This is a genomic window from Amycolatopsis sp. lyj-108 (assembly GCF_046549005.1).
In the GTDB taxonomy this organism is placed as follows: Bacteria; Actinomycetota; Actinomycetes; order Mycobacteriales; family Pseudonocardiaceae; genus Amycolatopsis.
This window is the reverse complement of record NZ_JAJPWQ010000006.1, coordinates 117,989-133,394: the sequence shown is the minus strand read 5'-3', so window position 1 is coordinate 133,394 and position 15,406 is coordinate 117,989. Positions and strand designations below refer to the sequence as shown.

Here is a 15,406-nt window from a genome sequence, read left to right as displayed (position 1 = left end):
CGGAAGCGGCAATCGGGCCTACGCGGATCTGCGTAGCGGCTTGCCGAGGATCAGCGTGAGTTCCGCCGAAATCGCGGTCACCAGTTCTTCGCCGAACACGCAGATCGTGTACTCCCAAGGGTGCCCGAACGTGCCGAGCCGGAAGTCCGGAGTCAGGTAGATGTGGTAGTCGCCGTCCGGGAACGGGCTGAGCGGCCAGTCCTTCGCGGTGGTCGCGAGCCGGTACGACTCGTGGTGCCAGTCGAGGGCGTACAACTCGTCGGCGCACGAGGTCAGGCCTTCCCGGATCACGGAAACCATCCAGTCCAGCAACTGGTACTCCGGATGCTTGTCGAGGGCTGCCAGGCGCCAGGTCACCGACCCCGGGGGCTCCGCGATCCCGGGCCAAAGGAGCGGGTCGTTGCCGGCTCGGAAGGAGAAGTCCGCGAAGAAGCGATTCCATACCCGGGTGTATTCGGGGCCTGGCAGCGGCTCGACGCTCACCGGCGGAGAATACGCGCCCGAGACGCGGGCGAGGGTAACTTCGGACGGGTGAAGCCGTTGAGTCCCGACATGTTCGCCCCGGGTTGCCCGTCGAACCTGACCCCGTTCCGGATCGGCGACAAATGGGCGGGCCTGGTCGTGCAGTGCCTCGAAGAAGGTCCGCGCCGGTTCTCCGAATTGCGGGTGCCACTGAGGGGCGTCACGCCGAAGGTCCTCACGGAGACCCTGAGGGCTCTGGAGCGCGACGGCATGATCACGCGCACGGCGTACGACGAGACGCCGCCGCGCGTGGAATACGAGCTCACCTCGCTCGGCCGGACGTTGTTCGAACCGATGGAGGCATGCCGAGAGTGGGCGGCGAAGCACCTTCCGGAGCTTGTCGCCGCCCGCGAGGCATACTCGGCCGGTTAGCCGAGGAGGCCGAGCACGACGATCGTCAGCAGCGTGATGGCCGCGGCGAAGGCGGTCACCCAGGCGCGCTGGGCGGCGGTGATCGAGGCGTTGTTCACGGCGGTTCCCCCGGGGGAGAGAAGCGACAGGTCCGCCGTGAACAGCGCGTTGATCAGGCTCCGCGTTACCTGCGGAACGCCGGTGTGATCAAGATCACTGGTCGTGCTGGTGATGCCGGTCGCGCGCCGTGTACCAGAGCACTCCGGCAGCGGCAGCCACCATCGCGCCGAATGCGGAGAACCCCACCACGATCGCCTGTGTCATCACTCGTCCTTTTCTCGTCGGTCGTACTCGCTAGACGTCCGAGACGCGGGTTCGTGGCGCGATCGTCGCGGACGTCACATGCCGCCGAGTACCTCGTCGATCTGCGACGCAAGCGTGAAGTCCTTCTCCGTCAGTCCTCCGGCGGAGTGTGTGCTGAGCCGGAACGTCACCGTCCGCCAGCGGATGTCGATGTCGGGATGGTGGTCGGCCGCCTCCGCCAGTTCGGCCACCTTGTCCACGGCTTCGATGGCTTTCGGGAAGCTCGGCAGCTTCGCCGTCCGCTCGATCGTGACGCCGTCACGAGTCCAGCCGGAGAGCTTGGTCACGGCTTCGTCGGCTTGCTGGTCGTTCAAGATTTCCGCCATGACTCCATGGTGGTACGCCGTCGGCTACGCTGCACTTTTGCCACGGGTCCCCCCTTGAAAATCGCAGGAGGCTAGATGAAACGCGCCCTCCGCACGGTCGTTGCGGCTGGCACGGTGGCCGCCCTCGTCGCGGGCTGCTCGCTCTCCGGGAACACGGGGAACGACCCGCAGGCGCCGGCGACGGTCACGCTCGTGACACACGACTCGTGGCTGGCCCCGCAGGAGGTCCTCGACGCGTTCGAGCGGCAGTCCGGGATCAAGATCTCCGTGCTCAAACAGGGTGACGCGGGCGCGCTGACCAACAAACTGGTGCTGACCAAGGCGAACCCGATCGGCGACGTCGCGTACGGCATCGACTCGACGTTCGCCTCCCGCGCGCTCACCGAGGGCGTTTTCGAGCAGTACACCAGCCCGGAGGCCGATCGCGGCCCGCAGCGCTACTCCGTCGACCCCGGGCACCGCCTCTCCGCGGTCGACCTCGGCGACGTCTGCGTCAACATCGACACCCGGTACTTCGCGGACAAGGGGATCCCGGAGCCGAAGTCGTTCGCGGATCTGGCCGACGCCAAGTACAAGGACCTGATGGTCGCCGAGAGCCCCGCGACGTCGTCGCCGGGGCTGGCGTTCCTGCTCGGCACCGTCGCCCAGTTCGGCGAGCAGGGCTGGCAGCCGTACTGGACGCAGCTGAAGGCCAACGGGCTCAAGACGGTCAGCGGCTGGGAAGAGGCCTACACCAAGGAATTCTCGGGTTCCTCCGGCAAGGGCCCGCGTCCGATCGTCGTCTCCTACGCCTCGTCGCCCGCCGCCGAGATCGGCGATGACGGCAAGCCGCGGACGAAGGCGCTGCTGGACACCTGCTACCGCCAGGTCGAGTACGCGGGCGTGCTGGCTGGTGGCAAGCAGGTCGAGAAGGCCCGCAAGGTCGTGGACTTCCTGCTCTCCCAGCAGTTCCAGGTGACCGTGGCGGGCAACATGTACGTGTACCCGGCCCGCCAGGGTGTCGAGCTCCCGCAGGGCTGGGCGCAGGCCGCGCCGCTGCCGCAGCAGCCGAAGACGCTCGAACCGGCCAAGATCCAGGCCGGGCGCGAGCAGTGGATCGCGCAGTGGCGCACACTTCTCGAAGGCTGAGCGCGCCCAAGCCGACGTTCCGAGGAGCCGGGCTGGCCGCACTCGCCGTGCTGCCGCTCGGTTTCCTCGTGGTGTTCTTCGCCTGGCCGGTCGCGGCGATCGTCGGCCGGGGCTTCGGTTCCGGCGGGGTCGGCACGGCCATCGGCGACCCGCTGACCTGGAAGCTCGCGGGGTTCACCGTGGCGAGCGCGGGGGTTTCGACGATCGTCGCGGTGCTCGCCGGTCTGCCGGTGGCGTTCCTGCTCGCGCGGGTGCGGCTGCCGGGGGTGTCGCTGGTCCGGACGCTCGTGCTGGTGCCGTTCGTGCTGCCGACCGTCGTGGTCGGCCTGGCGTTCCGCGCGCTCTGGCCCGACGGCGGGCTGCTGCCGCTGGTGCTGGCCAACGCCTTCTTCAACGTCGCCGTCGTCGCGCGCACGGTATCCGGGCTGTGGAGTCACCTCGACCCGCGCACCGTGGACGCGGCGCGGGCACTCGGCGCGTCGCCGTGGCGTGCCTTCCGCTCGGTGACGCTGCCCGCGCTCGCGCCTGCCATCGCGTCGGCGGCGGCGGTGGTGTTCCTGTTCTGCGCCACCAGCTTCGGGGTCGTGCTCATTCTCGGCGGGGCGAAGTACCGCACCCTGGAGACCGAGATCTACCTGCGCACGGTCGAGCTGCTCGACCTCTCCGGCGCGGCCGCGCTGTCGCTGGTGCAGTTCGCCGCCGTCGTCGCGGCGCTCGTCGTCGGTGCGCTGGCGAGACGGCGCCGGGAGAACGCGGCGCGGCTGCGTTCGCGGAGCGAGACCGCGCGGCGGCCAAGAGGCGGCGAGTGGTGGGCGGTCTCCGCGGGCCTCGTGGTGATCGCGCTCCTGATGACGCCGATCGTGGCGCTGCTCGTCGAATCCGTGTCCACTTCGGACGGTTTCAGCCTTGCCGGGTACGCGGCGCTCGCCGGACAGGGAGCCCATGGCGCCCTTCAGGTTTCAGGCTGGGACGCGGCGTCGATGTCACTGCGGACGGCGTTCGACGCGACGACGCTCGCGATGATCGTCGGCGTGCTGGCCTCGGTCGTGCTGGTGGCGTTGCGCCGCACGCCGGGCAGGCTGGCACGGGGTATGGGCGAGACGATGGACGCCGCGCTGATGCTGCCGCTGGGCGTGTCCGCGGTGACCGTCGGTTTCGGGTACCTCGTCACGCTCGACGCGTTGCCGGGCGATCTGCGGACGTCGCCGCTGCTGGTGCCGCTCGCGCAGGCCTTGGTGATCATCCCGCTGATCGTGCGGATGGTCCTGCCGGTGCTGCGCTCGGTCGACGTCCGGCTGCGACAGGCCGCGTCCACGCTCGGCGCGAGCCCCGGCCGGGTGTGGCGGGAGATCGATCTCCCGCTGACCGCGCGTTCGCTGGTCGCGGCGGCCGGTTTCGGTTACGTGGTCGCGCTCGGCGAGTTCGGCGCGACGAGCTTCCTTGCCAGGCCGGACGCGCCGACGCTGCCGGTCGCCGTCGCGACGTTGATCTCGCGGCCGGGGGAGCTGAACAACCAGATGGCCTACGCGGCCTGCGCGCTGCTCATGATCGTGACCGTGGTGGCGGTGGTGCTGATCGACCGGTTCGGCGCGGTCCGCGGGCAGAATTCGGTAGGGGAGTTCTAGTGTCGCTGTCGGTACGGGATCTGACCGTCCACTATGGATCGTTCGCCGCGGTGAAGGACGCCCGGCTGGACATCGCCGACGGCGAGGTGCTGGCGCTGCTCGGCCCGTCCGGTTCCGGGAAGTCGACCCTGCTGCGCGCGATCACCGGGCTGGAGCCCCTGACGTCGGGGACCGTGCGGTGGGACGGCGAGGACCTCGCCGGTGTCCCGGTGCACCGGCGCGAGTTCGGGCTGGTGTTCCAGGACGGGCAGCTGTTCCCGCACAAGGACGTCGCCGCGAACATCGCGTTCGGCCTCCGGATGCACGACATCCCGCGCGCGGAGCACGCCGAGCGGGTCCGTGCGCTGCTCGATCTGGTCGGGCTGGCCGGCTACGAACGACGGAGGGTCACCGAGCTTTCCGGCGGGCAGGCGCAGCGGGTGGCCTTGGCCCGCGCGCTGGCGCCGGAGCCGCGGTTGCTGCTGCTGGACGAACCACTGTCCGGGTTGGACGCCGGACTGCGGGAACAGCTGGCGATCGACCTCGCGGCCCTGCTGCGGCGCAGCAAGATCACCGCGCTGCTGGTCACGCACGACCAGGAAGAGGCGTTCACGCTCGCCGACCGCGTCGCCGTGCTCGACGACGGCGAGATCCGGCAGGAGGGCGCGGTGCGCCGCGTCTGGCGGCAGCCGGTGGACGAGGACGTGGCGCGGTTCCTCGGCGTGACCACGTTCGTCGACGGCGAGGCGACGGGCGGGACGGTGCGGACGGTGCTCGGGGACGTCACGCTGCCCGACGTCGAGGACGGCGCGGTGAGGCTGGGGCTGCGGCCGCACGGTCTGCGGGTCTCCCCGGACGGCGTCGAGGGCGAGGTCACCGCCGTGGTGCACCGGAGGGAACACGTACGGCTCGTGGTCGCGCCCGGCGGCGATCTGTCCACTGTGGACGCCGTCGCGCCGGTCACGGCCGACCTGCGCCCCGGCGACCGCGTCCGGCTCGCCCTGGACCCCGACGGCGTCGCCCAACTTCGCAATTAGTCACCTGCTTGCGACGGTTCGTCGTCGCAAGCAGGTGACTAATTGCGTGGCGGGGTCAGCCGTCCCGAGTCGTCAGGCGCGCGTAGGCGATCGAGAGCCCGATGGCGATGTAGCAGGCGGCGCGCAGTGCGCCTTCACCGAGCATCGCGGTGTCCACCGGGTCCATCAGCACCGAAGCCGGTGCCTGTGCCCAGTTCTCGTTGAGCAGGAACGGATGCAGCCACGAGACCGCGTCCAGGAACCCGAGGATGGTGAACACGATCGTCCCGGCCAGCACCGAGGCGACGACCAGCATCGGATGTTCGGTGAACGCCGAGATCGCGAGCGCGACCGCACCGACCGCCCACAGCTGCAGGATCACCCACGCGGCCACGAGCAGGATGCGGCCCAGCGCGTCCCACACGCTCAGTGTCGAGCCGGTGAGGGTGAACATCGAGTCGGCGCCGCTGAGGATCAGTCCGGTGACGAAGCCGGTGAACGTCATGGCCAGTACGGCGATCGTCGAAACCGTCGCGACGCCGAACGCCTTGATCGCGAGCAGCCTGCCCCGGCCGACCGGCGCGATCAGCCAGCCGCGCAGCGTCCCGTGGGCCGCCTCGCCGGCGATCGCGTCCGCCCCGGCCATCGCCGATGCGAGGGGGAGCAGCAGCCCCAGCGTCATGGTCAGTGCCGCGACCGGCAGGATGAAACCGTTGTTGACCGCGGAGGCCAGCAGCGCGCCGTCCTGCCCGCCGCTCGTTTCCGAAGCGTCGACGAGGGTCAGCGCGAGCCCGATGATCACCGGGATCAACGCGAGCAGGCCCAGCACGGCCAGCGTGCGCGGGCGCCGGAAGATCCAGCGGAGTTCGGCACGGTACAGCCGGAGCAGGCCGACGCTGTCGTGGCCGGTCCGCGCCACGGGTGCCGCGGCAAGAGCGTTGGTCACGATTCCCCCTCACCGTCTACAGTGGACTCCGGCTGGGTCAGCCTGGCGAACAGGTCCTCGAGCCCGGTGCGCGCTCTCGCCGCCTCGTGCACGGCCACCCCGGCCGTCACCAGGTGTCGCAGCACGTCGGGAGCTTCGGTCGCGGTGAGATCGACACGGACGCCGTCCGGTGTGAGCCGGGCGCCGATCCTGTTCTCGCGCAACGTTTCCACCGCGAGTTCGGCGTCGGGCGTCCGCACCAGCAGCGCCGCGTTCCCCGACTCCAGCAGTTCCGAGAGCTCGCCCTGGGCGATCACGTTCCCCGACTGGAGCACCGCGACGTGCGTGCAGGTCGCTTCGACCTCGGCCAGCAGATGTGACGACACCAGCACGGTGACGCCGTCGGCGTGCAGTTCGCCGATGATCCGGCGGATCTCCCTGGTGCCCGCCGGGTCGAGGCCGTTGGTCGGCTCGTCGAGCACGACCATCCGCCTCGGCACGAGCAGCGCGCTCGCCAGCCCCATCCGCTGCTTCATCCCCAGCGAATACCCCTTGTAGCGCCGGGTCGCGGCGTCGGTCAGCCCGACGCGCTCAAGCGCCGCGTCGACCGCGCCGGGGATCCCGGCCGAGGCCAGCCTCGGTTCCGCCGCGGCCACGCGCAGCAGATTCTCCCGCCCGGAAAGAAAAGGGTGGAAACCCGGACCTTCGACCAGCGCGCCGACGTCGGGCAGCGCGTGCGCCGCCTCGTCGGGCATCCGCTTGCCGAACAGTTCGACCTCGCCCTCGGTGGGCCGCACGAGACCGAGCAGCATCCGGATGGTCGTCGTCTTACCCGATCCGTTGGGGCCGAGCATCCCCAGCACGGCGCCTTCGGGAACGTCGAGATCGACGTGGTCCACGGCCACCGTGCGGCCGTAGACCTTGCGCAGGCCCCTGGTGCGGGCCGCCATGGGTACCGCCGGAGCGGACGCCTCCTGAGAGGCGTCCGTCCCGGCTTCGAACGTGGTGGTCACTTCGCGGCCAAGGCCTCGAAGAGGACCTGCTCCGGCACCGCGCCGACGGCGTAGCGGCCGTCCTCGGTCAGCACGCCGCTGCCGACCTTGGTGGTCAGCAGCCAGCCGCTGCCCCAGGCACCGCTGACCGGCTTGGCGAACCGCGAAAGCAGCGCCTTCGGGTCGACCTGACGGCCTTGCTCGTCCTTCGCGTCGCCGGCCTTCGCCAGCGCGTCGGCCGGGATCTTGCCGGTGATCGCGGTGTCCCAGCCGTCGCCGACGACCTTGACCTCGGACTTCGCCTGCTCGGCGAGCTCACGGTTCTTCGGGTCGACCTCGGCGGCCTTCTCGGTCACCTTCGCGCCCTTCGGCGGGGTGAACTCGAAGTTCGACGCGGGCTGGTTCGCGAAGTTGATCTCGCTGAACGAAGCCTCGAACGCGGGCGAGGACGTGCCGTTGGCCAGCACCGTCAGGCGCAGCGGCATCCGGGTCTGCTCGTCGATCGCGACGCGGATCTCACGCAGGAGCGTCCGCTCGGTCGGCTTCGGGGTCAGCACCAGCTCGTACGCGGAACGGCCGGCCACCGACGACGTCCCGTCGACGGCGATCGTGCTGCTCTCGCGCACCTTGCCGAGCAGTTCCGAGGCGACCGTCGCCGGGTCGACGGCCTTGCCGTCGACCTTGTTCTGGTGCTCCTTGGCCAGGTCGGCCGGGATGGTGATCTTGGTGGCGGAGTTGTCCTTGGAGTTGTACTCCCAGACGGCCTCACCGTTCTTGACGATGGTCTGCTGGCTCGAGCCCTCGGTGAGCGACACCTTGCTCTTGCCCGCGCCGTCCGTCGACACCTGCGCCGAGTCGATGCTGAGCGCCGACGCGCCGGGCAGCGTGCTGCCGACCTGCGGCAGGCCGAGGTCGTTGTTGACCTTGACCTTGCCATCGAACGCCAACGGCTTCGCGTTCAGCGTCGACTGCACCAGCTCTTCGGCACTGATCTGCGGCAAGACGGGCGCGTCGCCCGCGGTGGCAGGCATCGCGACGACGGCGAGCCCGCCGACGCCGAGCGCCGTGCCCACCACCGCCGCGGTGATGGCCTTCCTCTTCGGATCCATGCTGTCTCTCCCTGTTTCCCCGAACCCCAGTGTGCTCGGGTCTTGGCGACAACGCTTCCCCGGAAACGCTGAGATACCACTCAGACTCCGCCGTCGGAGCTGAGATGGCGCTGAGAGCCCGCGCGTGAGCTGGTGAAAGCGTGAATGATGAGGGACGTGAAACCTCGAGTACTGGTGGTCGACGACGAGCCCGGCGTGCGCAAGGCGTTGCAGCGGGGACTGCGCGCCGAGGACATGGACGTGGTCACCGCGGCCGACGGGCCCAGCGGCCTGCGCCTGGCGCAGACGGGCTCCTTCGACGTCGTCCTGCTCGACATCATGCTCCCCGGTCTTTCCGGCTACCGCGTGCTCGAACGGCTGCGGGCGCTCGGCGTCACCACCCCGGTGCTGATGATTTCCGCGAAGGACGGCGAGGTCGACCAAGCGGACGGCCTCGACCTCGGCGCCGACGGTTATCTCGTGAAGCCGTTCTCGTTCGTCGTCCTGGTCGCGCAGGTGCGCGCGGTGCTGCGGCGGGCGACGCCGGACGCGATCCGCGGGCCGTTGCGGATCGGCGCCCTCGAAGTCGACCGGAGCCTGCGGCAGGTCCGCTACGACGGCATCGAAGTGGCGTTCAGCCCGCGCGAGTTCGCGCTGCTGGAGGTGCTGGCCGGCCGGGCGGGGACGGTGGTCACGAAGGACGAGCTGCTGCGCGCCGTCTGGGGTGACGAACAGGCCGCGACCCGCAACGTCGTCGAGGTCTACGTCGGATACGTGCGCCGCAAACTCGACGCGGTCGGCGCGGGCGCCCTGGTCCGGACCGTGCGCGGGCACGGCTACCTGGCTTCGGACGCGCAGCTCGACGAAGTGATCGCCCCGGCGGGACAGGGGTGATCGGCTCGCCGTCTTGGTGGCGCCGCCGTTCGCTCCAGGTCCGGATCACCCTCCTCGCGGCCGCCGTCACGCTCGGCTTCCTGCTCGGGCTGGCTGCGGTCGCCGGGGACAACCTCCAACCGCTGCTCATCGGCTCGGTCGACGAGGAACTGAGCGCCCAGCTGAACACCGCGAAGACCGACGTCGCCGCAGGGCGGACGCCATCGGGATCGGCGGTCACCGTCCGGGTCCTCGACACCGGAGGCGGCCCGGTGGACGGCCTGCCGCCCGCGAACCTCGGCCCCTCGGAGGTCCGCGCGCTGAAGGCGGGCGAACCGGTCACGACCGGCGGCGAGCACAGCTGGCGCTGGGCGGGCACCGTGGTCACCGCGCCCGACGGACAGCAACGCCTTGTCGTCGCGGGCGCGGGTCTGGTCGGCTTCGCGACCGCGGTGCACTCAGGCGGGCTGTGGCTGTTCGTGGTCGCATCCGTCGGCGCGGTGGGCGCCGGGATCGCGACGTGGCTGCTGGTGCGGTTCGCGCTGCGGCCGGTGGCCAGGATGCGCGGCTCGGTGCGGGCACTCCCGCCGGGCGCGCGGCTGCCGCTCCCGGATTCGCACGACGAACTCCGCGCGCTCGCCGAGGAGTTCAACGCCCTGCTGGCCAGGCAGGAGGAGGGCGCCGAACGGCTGCGGCGGTTCACCGGGGACGCCGCGCACGAGCTCCGTTCGCCGGTCGCGTCGATCCGCGTGCAGGCCGAGGTCGCCGTCACCAATCCCGATCCCGAACTCGCCCAGGAGACGCTGTCCGACGTCCTCGAAGAGGCCGAACGGCTTTCCGCGCTGCTCGACGGGCTGCTGGCGCTGGCGAGGTCGGATGCGGGGGAGGTCCCGCCCGCGGAACCGGTCGAGCTGGTGAGCGAGGTACGCGCGGCGGTCGCGCGGATGCCCGCCGACGCGCCCGAAATCCGGGTGAGCGGCACGGTCGGGAGCGCTTGGGCGTTGGCCACGCACGCCGAGGTCGAACTGGTGCTGAGCAACCTGCTGCGCAACGCCTGCCGCTACGCGCGCGGGCAGATCGTGGTGTCGGTGCTCGCGGCGCGCTCCACCGTGCGGGTGGTGGTCGACGACGACGGGCCGGGTATCGCGCCGGAACATCGGGAGCGGGTCTTCGACCGGTTCTACCGCGTCTCCGATTCGCGGGCGCGGTCCTCCGGCGGCACCGGGCTCGGGCTGGCGATGGTCGCGGAGGCCGTCCGGCGGCGTGGGGGCCGGGTGCGCGTCGGCGAATCACCCGATGGCGGGGCGCGGTTCCAGATCGTCTGGCAGGCGGCACGGCCTCATTAGGGTGTGCCGTGTGGTGATCGTGGGTGCCGCCCTCGTGCGGAACGGACAGGTGCTGGCGCAGCAGCGGGCTTGGCCCGCCGACCACGCCGGGCAATGGGAACTGCCGGGCGGCCGGGTCGAGGACGGCGAAAGCGACGAAGCCGCCTTGGCGCGGGAATGCCTGGAGGAGCTCGACGTCGCCGTGACGGTCGCGGGCCGGGTCGGCGACGACGTTCCGCTACCGAACGGGAAGCTGCTGCGGATCTACGCGGCTTCGCTGGTCTCGGCGGAGGACGAGCCGCGGGCGGTGGAGCACAAAGACGTCCGGTGGGTGTCCTCGGCGGAGCTTTCCGGTCTCGACTGGCTGCCCGCCGACCGCGTCCTCCTGCCGGCCCTGCACGCCCTTCTTTCAAGTCCGTGAAGGCCTCCTTGGCTGCTCACGAGACGCGAGGATGAGCGGGCGGCTGCTTCAATGCTTCCGATGGGGCCGCCGTCGAGCCCATCCCCACGACCGCGAAACTCACGTGAGCGCCTGGCTGGAGGCCTTCAGGTACTCGGGGATGGCCTCCTTCGCACGTAGCCGTTGTGACTGCTGGTGTCTGGGGGCGAGCGTGGCCTTCACGGACCGGCCCGCGAGTGAGCCGAACCGCCGACCCCCTGCCCCTTCGGGTAGTCGACGATGTCCAGGTCGGACCCTTCAGCCTGCGCCGATGAGCCGCAGCGCGGACTGCAACCGGTGCTCACCCCGCTCCGCGGCCCGGACGGCGCCCGCCTTGCGCACCCGCTCCAGTTCGCCGGGGTCGGCCAGCAGCGCCAGTGCGCGTTCCCGGACCGGCCGCAGCTCCTCGATGAGCGCCTCGGCGACGGCCTCCTTGACCTGGCCGTAGGAGTCGAACCGGTCCGCGAGGACCTCGGGTTTCTCCTTGACGCACGCCGCGAGGATGTCCAACAGGTTCGCCATCCCCGGCCGGGTTTCCGGCGCGTAGGCCGGTTTCGACCCGCCATCGGTCTTCGCGCGTTTGACCTTCCGCCTGACGTGGTCGGCCTCGTCGAGCACGAAGATCACCCCGGCCTCCTCCCGCGTCGACTTCGACATCTTCCGCGTCGGCTCGGCGAGGTCCATGACCCGCGCCCCGGCAGGCGGCAGCACCGCCTTCGGCATGGTGAACACGTCGCCGTAGGTGGAGTTGAACCGCTTCGCGAGCGTTCGCGCCAGCTCGACGTGCTGCCGCTGGTCTTCGCCGACCGGGACCTCGTCCGCGCCCTGCAGCAGGATGTCCGCCGCCATCAGCACCGGATAGGTCAGCAGGGACAGCCGGACCCCGGCCTGTCCCTTCGACTTCTCCTTGAACTGGATCATCCTGGCGGCCTCGCCGTAGTTGCAGGTGCACTCGAGGACCCAGTTGAGGGCGCCCAGCTCGCGGGCTATGTCGGACTGGACGAACACGCGGTCCGGCTCGATCCCGGCCGCGATCAGCACGGCCAGCTGCTCGGAGGCCATCGAGCGCAGTTTCGCCGGATTGTGCGAGTTCGTCATCGCGTGCAGGTCGGAGACGAAGTACAGGTCGTCCGGCCCGCCCTCGTCCGCCCAGCGCCGAATGGCCCCCAGGTGGTTCCCGACGTGGACGTGGCCGGACGGGGTGATCCCGGACAACCTGATCATCTGCCTTCTTCCTCTCGGATTCGGGCCGCCCCAGGGTCCGGGCACGAAAAAGGCCGCCCGGTGGGGCGGCCTGGTGGTGCGCTCGTCTGGTTCAGCGCAGGACTTCGGGGCCGCCGGAGGGCGGCCACCACTGGGCGTTCTGCGTGCGCATGCCGACGATCCTACCCACCCCGCGCAAGCCGTCGTCCAAAGGACTACATGCGGAGTGAAAAGAAGGGAAGAGTCACTCATTACGGGCACGTAGCGTCAACACTTCATATCGGCCGGCGCAGTACGCCCGTCACATTGGGGATCCGGGTCTACCGTCTTCTCATGTTCGTCGTGTTGCTGACCTACACCGCCCCTATCGAAGAAATCGACTACGTGCTCCCGGATCACGCCGAGTGGCTGACCAAACAGTACGAGCACGGCAATTTCCTCGCCTCCGGCAGGCGCAACCCGCGCATCGGCGGCGTCATCATCACCAGGCCCATGGCCAGGGGAAAGCTGGACGCGCTCCTCGCGACCGACCCCTTCTCGATCAAGCACATGGCCGCCTACGAGGTGATCGAGTTCTCGCCGACCCGCACCGCTCCGGAACTGCGGGCGATCAACGAGGCGGTGGTGCACTGAGGACGATCCGTTAAGCCGCTTTCGCGATCTTCGTCTTCGCCTTTTTCAAGGCGAGGACGGGGCATTTGCCGCACCGCGACTTCGACCTGCAGCATTTCTTCTTGACCTTGCCGGACTTCATCCACTTGCGCACGAGTTTGTGCGGATCGTCGGGTAGCTTCTTGCCCACTCGCACTCCTCGTCGGACGGCGTCGGCGACACACCCACGTTAGGTGAGGCTAACCGATCTTGGGGCGTGGGGGTGCTCACAGTTCGGCTACAGGTACCCTGGTGTGGTCCGCGTATGGCCAAAGTCGGCCGACGTTACCCGATCGCGTCAATGAGCAACTCGATCGAGCCACTCGTGAGCACTCGGGGCGGCGCGGGCACCACACCCGAACTTGAAACCTTTGGAGCCTTCGCGTGCCCGCAGCCAGCGCCACCGCAGTCGATGCCGGCCGCTCGTCCGGCAAGACCCGGCCCGACCTGCGCAACGTCGCCATCGTCGCACACGTCGACCACGGCAAGACGACCCTCGTCGACGCGATGCTCCGGCAGTCCGGGGCCTTCGAGGAACGCGCCGAACTCGTCGATCGCGTGATGGACTCCGGGGAGCTCGAACGCGAAAAGGGCATCACGATCCTCGCGAAGAACACCTCCATCCACCGCGAGACCGAGAACGGCCCGGTGACGATCAACGTCATCGACACCCCCGGCCACGCGGACTTCGGTGGCGAGGTCGAACGCGGCCTCGCCATGGTCGACGGCGTCGTCCTGCTGGTGGACGCCAGCGAGGGGCCGCTGCCGCAGACCCGGTTCGTGCTGCGCAAGACCCTCGAGGCCGGTCTGCCGGTGATCCTCGTGGTCAACAAGACCGACCGCCCCGACGCCCGGATCTCCGAGGTCGTCGAGGAGACCCACGACCTCCTGCTCGACCTGGCCGGTGACATCGAGGACGCCGACCTCGACGCGATCCTCGACCTCCCGGTCGTCTTCGCCTCCGCCCGTGCGGGCAAGGCGAGCCTCGAACAGCCCGCCGACGGCGCGGTGCCCGGGAGCGAGAACCTCGACCCGCTGTTCGAGACCCTGATGCGCCACGTGCCGCCGCCCTTCGCCGACCGCGAAGGCCCGCTGCGCGCGCTGGTCACCAACCTCGACGCCTCGAACTTCCTCGGCCGGATCGCGCTCATCCGCATCCACTCCGGCAACCTGCGCAAGGGCCAGACCGTGGCCTGGATGCGCGAGGACGGCACCATCCAGAACGTCCGCATCTCCGAACTGCTGGTCACCGAGGCGCTCACCCGCGTCCCGGCGACCGAGGCCAGCGCGGGCGAACTGGTCGCCATCGCAGGCATCCCCGAGATCACCATCGGCGACACCCTGGCCGACGTCGAGAACCCCGAGGCGCTGCCCCGGATCGCCGTCGACGAGCCCGCCATCTCGATGACCATCGGTGTCAACACCTCGCCGCTGGCAGGCCGCAGCGGCGGCGACAAGGTCACCGCCCGACTGGTCAAGGCCCGGCTGGACCAGGAGCTGATCGGTAACGTCAGCATCAAGGTGCTGCCGACCGAGCGCCCCGACACCTGGGAGGTCCAGGGCCGTGGCGAGCTGGCGCTGGCGATCCTCGTCGAGCAGATGCGCCGCGAGGGCTTCGAGCTGACCGTCGGCAAGCCGCAGGTGGTCACCAAGATGATCGACGGCAAGCTGCACGAGCCGTTCGAGCGCCTGTCGATCGACTCCCCGGAGGAGCACCTCGGCGGCATCACGCAGCTGCTGGCCGCCCGCAAGGGCCGCATGGAGCACATGGGCGGGCACGGCTCCGGCCGCATCAAGCTCGACTACGTCCTCCCGGCACGCGGCCTGATCGGCTTCCGCACCGACTTCCTCACCGAGACCCGCGGCACCGGTATCGCGAACCACGTGTTCGAGGGGTACTTCCCGTGGGCGGGCGAGATCCGCACCCGTCACTCCGGTTCGCTGGTCGCCGACCGCTCGGGCCCCATCACCGCGTACGCGATGATCCAGCTCGCCGACCGCGGCACCTTCTTCGTGGAGCCGGGCGCCGAGGTGTACGAGGGCATGGTCGTCGGCGAGAACCCGCGCGCCGAGGACCTCGACATCAACATCACCAAGGAGAAGAAGCTGACCAACATGCGTCAGTCCTCCGCCGACGTGATGGAGACGCTGGCCCGCCCGCGCAAGATGGGCCTGGAAGAGGCGCTGGAGTTCTGCTCCGTCGACGAGTGCGTCGAGGTCGCCCCCGACGTCGTCCGGATCCGCAAGGTCACGCTGGACGTCAACCAGCGCGCCAAGGAGCGCAACCGCAACAAGAACCGCGGCTGACCAGAGGCCAAGGTGGGTCGTGTCCGGCCCACGCGCGTCCTTTGTGGACAGTCGCTGCCGAGTTCTGCCGCCTTGGGCTCCACGTCTGCGCCGGAGGGCGTCTGCTCACTCACCGTGAGTAGGCGCCCTCCGGCTTTTTCGGCTCCGAACGCGGTCACACACCGTATTCGATCGGGCGTTCCCGGTTAAGGAAAGGTCCTTTCCCGACAATTTCGCCGGAAAGCCGAGCTCCTTTTCGGACGGTGTTCACATCACCGGAACGGGCCGGTGCACCGGTGACGTGAACCCGGCCG

Annotated in this window: 16 protein-coding genes; 9 read left to right on the top strand and 7 right to left on the bottom strand. The window is 69.8% G+C overall.

What is annotated here, in order from left to right; translation table 11 throughout:
- Positions 1–18: 18 nt before the first annotated feature.
- Positions 19–483, bottom strand: coding sequence for a DUF2716 domain-containing protein (locus ACLJO0_RS22625; protein WP_410580414.1), 465 nt, complete (start codon positions 481–483; stop codon positions 19–21).
- Positions 484–552: 69 nt separating this feature from the next.
- Here ACLJO0_RS22625 and ACLJO0_RS22620 point away from each other — a divergent pair, with 69 nt between their 5' ends.
- Positions 553–894 carry a winged helix-turn-helix transcriptional regulator gene (locus ACLJO0_RS22620; RefSeq protein WP_410580713.1) on the top strand — a complete coding sequence of 114 codons (342 nt, stop codon included), beginning with the start codon at positions 553–555 and terminating at the stop codon, positions 892–894.
- Between the two features lie 377 nt (positions 895–1,271).
- Here ACLJO0_RS22620 and ACLJO0_RS22615 read toward each other — a convergent pair whose 3' ends face one another.
- Positions 1,272–1,562 (bottom strand): 4a-hydroxytetrahydrobiopterin dehydratase, encoded by a 291-nt coding sequence (locus ACLJO0_RS22615; RefSeq protein ID WP_410580413.1) that lies wholly within the window; start codon positions 1,560–1,562, stop codon positions 1,272–1,274.
- Positions 1,563–1,637: 75 nt separating this feature from the next.
- Here ACLJO0_RS22615 and ACLJO0_RS22610 point away from each other — a divergent pair, with 75 nt between their 5' ends.
- The 3 genes from ACLJO0_RS22610 to ACLJO0_RS22600 are packed head-to-tail and all read left to right on the top strand — an operon-like array spanning position 1,638 to position 5,331.
- Positions 1,638–2,690: a thiamine ABC transporter substrate binding subunit gene (locus tag ACLJO0_RS22610; RefSeq protein ID WP_410580412.1), complete on the top strand. Its 1,053-nt coding sequence runs from the start codon at positions 1,638–1,640 to the stop codon at positions 2,688–2,690.
- Positions 2,666–4,315, top strand: a complete 1,650-nt coding sequence (locus ACLJO0_RS22605) for an ABC transporter permease (protein WP_410580411.1) — start codon at positions 2,666–2,668, stop codon at positions 4,313–4,315. The genes ACLJO0_RS22610 and ACLJO0_RS22605 overlap by 25 nt, the downstream gene beginning before the upstream one ends.
- Complete coding sequence (locus tag ACLJO0_RS22600) at positions 4,315–5,331, top strand: ABC transporter ATP-binding protein (protein ID WP_410580410.1); 1,017 nt, start codon at positions 4,315–4,317, stop codon at positions 5,329–5,331. The genes ACLJO0_RS22605 and ACLJO0_RS22600 overlap by 1 nt, the downstream gene beginning before the upstream one ends.
- A 55-nt stretch (positions 5,332–5,386) precedes the next feature.
- On the opposite strand, the gene ACLJO0_RS22595 is transcribed toward ACLJO0_RS22600, so the two are convergent.
- From ACLJO0_RS22595 to ACLJO0_RS22585, 3 genes are read right to left on the bottom strand one after another with little or no spacing between them, the layout of a single operon-like run.
- Complete coding sequence (locus ACLJO0_RS22595; RefSeq protein WP_410580409.1) at positions 5,387–6,256, bottom strand: ABC transporter permease; 870 nt, start codon at positions 6,254–6,256, stop codon at positions 5,387–5,389.
- Complete coding sequence (locus ACLJO0_RS22590; RefSeq protein WP_410580408.1) at positions 6,253–7,248, bottom strand: ABC transporter ATP-binding protein; 996 nt, start codon at positions 7,246–7,248, stop codon at positions 6,253–6,255. Before ACLJO0_RS22590 ends, ACLJO0_RS22595 begins: the two co-directional genes overlap by 4 nt.
- The gene (locus ACLJO0_RS22585; RefSeq protein WP_410580407.1) at positions 7,245–8,336 is read right to left on the bottom strand and encodes a LolA family protein; all 1,092 of its coding nucleotides are present in this window, start codon (positions 8,334–8,336) and stop codon (positions 7,245–7,247) included. The genes ACLJO0_RS22590 and ACLJO0_RS22585 overlap by 4 nt, the downstream gene beginning before the upstream one ends.
- A gap of 144 nt (positions 8,337–8,480) precedes the next feature.
- Between ACLJO0_RS22585 and ACLJO0_RS22580 the strand changes: the two genes are divergently transcribed.
- The 3 genes from ACLJO0_RS22580 to ACLJO0_RS22570 are packed head-to-tail and all read left to right on the top strand — an operon-like array spanning position 8,481 to position 10,934.
- Positions 8,481–9,209: a response regulator transcription factor gene (locus tag ACLJO0_RS22580; RefSeq protein ID WP_125789390.1), complete on the top strand. Its 729-nt coding sequence runs from the start codon at positions 8,481–8,483 to the stop codon at positions 9,207–9,209.
- Positions 9,206–10,534, top strand: a complete 1,329-nt coding sequence (locus ACLJO0_RS22575; RefSeq protein WP_410580406.1) for an ATP-binding protein — start codon at positions 9,206–9,208, stop codon at positions 10,532–10,534. The genes ACLJO0_RS22580 and ACLJO0_RS22575 overlap by 4 nt, the downstream gene beginning before the upstream one ends.
- A gap of 10 nt (positions 10,535–10,544) precedes the next feature.
- Positions 10,545–10,934: a (deoxy)nucleoside triphosphate pyrophosphohydrolase gene (locus ACLJO0_RS22570; RefSeq protein ID WP_410580405.1), complete on the top strand. Its 390-nt coding sequence runs from the start codon at positions 10,545–10,547 to the stop codon at positions 10,932–10,934.
- A gap of 276 nt (positions 10,935–11,210) precedes the next feature.
- On the opposite strand, the gene trpS is transcribed toward ACLJO0_RS22570, so the two are convergent.
- Positions 11,211–12,176 carry a tryptophan--tRNA ligase gene (gene trpS, locus ACLJO0_RS22565; RefSeq protein ID WP_410580404.1) on the bottom strand — a complete coding sequence of 322 codons (966 nt, stop codon included), beginning with the start codon at positions 12,174–12,176 and terminating at the stop codon, positions 11,211–11,213.
- A 312-nt stretch (positions 12,177–12,488) separates the two neighbouring features.
- On the opposite strand from trpS, the gene ACLJO0_RS22560 reads away from it, so the two are divergent.
- Entirely contained in the window at positions 12,489–12,788 is a 300-nt protein-coding gene (locus ACLJO0_RS22560) for a YciI family protein (RefSeq protein ID WP_125791935.1), read from the top strand.
- 10 nt (positions 12,789–12,798) lie between these two features.
- Here the strand turns inward: ACLJO0_RS22560 and ACLJO0_RS22555 are convergent, their stop codons facing one another.
- Entirely contained in the window at positions 12,799–12,957 is a 159-nt protein-coding gene (locus ACLJO0_RS22555) for a hypothetical protein (protein ID WP_007028942.1), read from the bottom strand.
- Between the two features lie 233 nt (positions 12,958–13,190).
- Between ACLJO0_RS22555 and typA the strand changes: the two genes are divergently transcribed.
- On the top strand, positions 13,191–15,113 hold the full coding sequence (typA, locus tag ACLJO0_RS22550) for a translational GTPase TypA (RefSeq protein ID WP_125791936.1): 1,923 nt from the start codon (positions 13,191–13,193) through the stop codon (positions 15,111–15,113).
- The last annotated feature ends 293 nt before the right edge of the window (positions 15,114–15,406 follow it).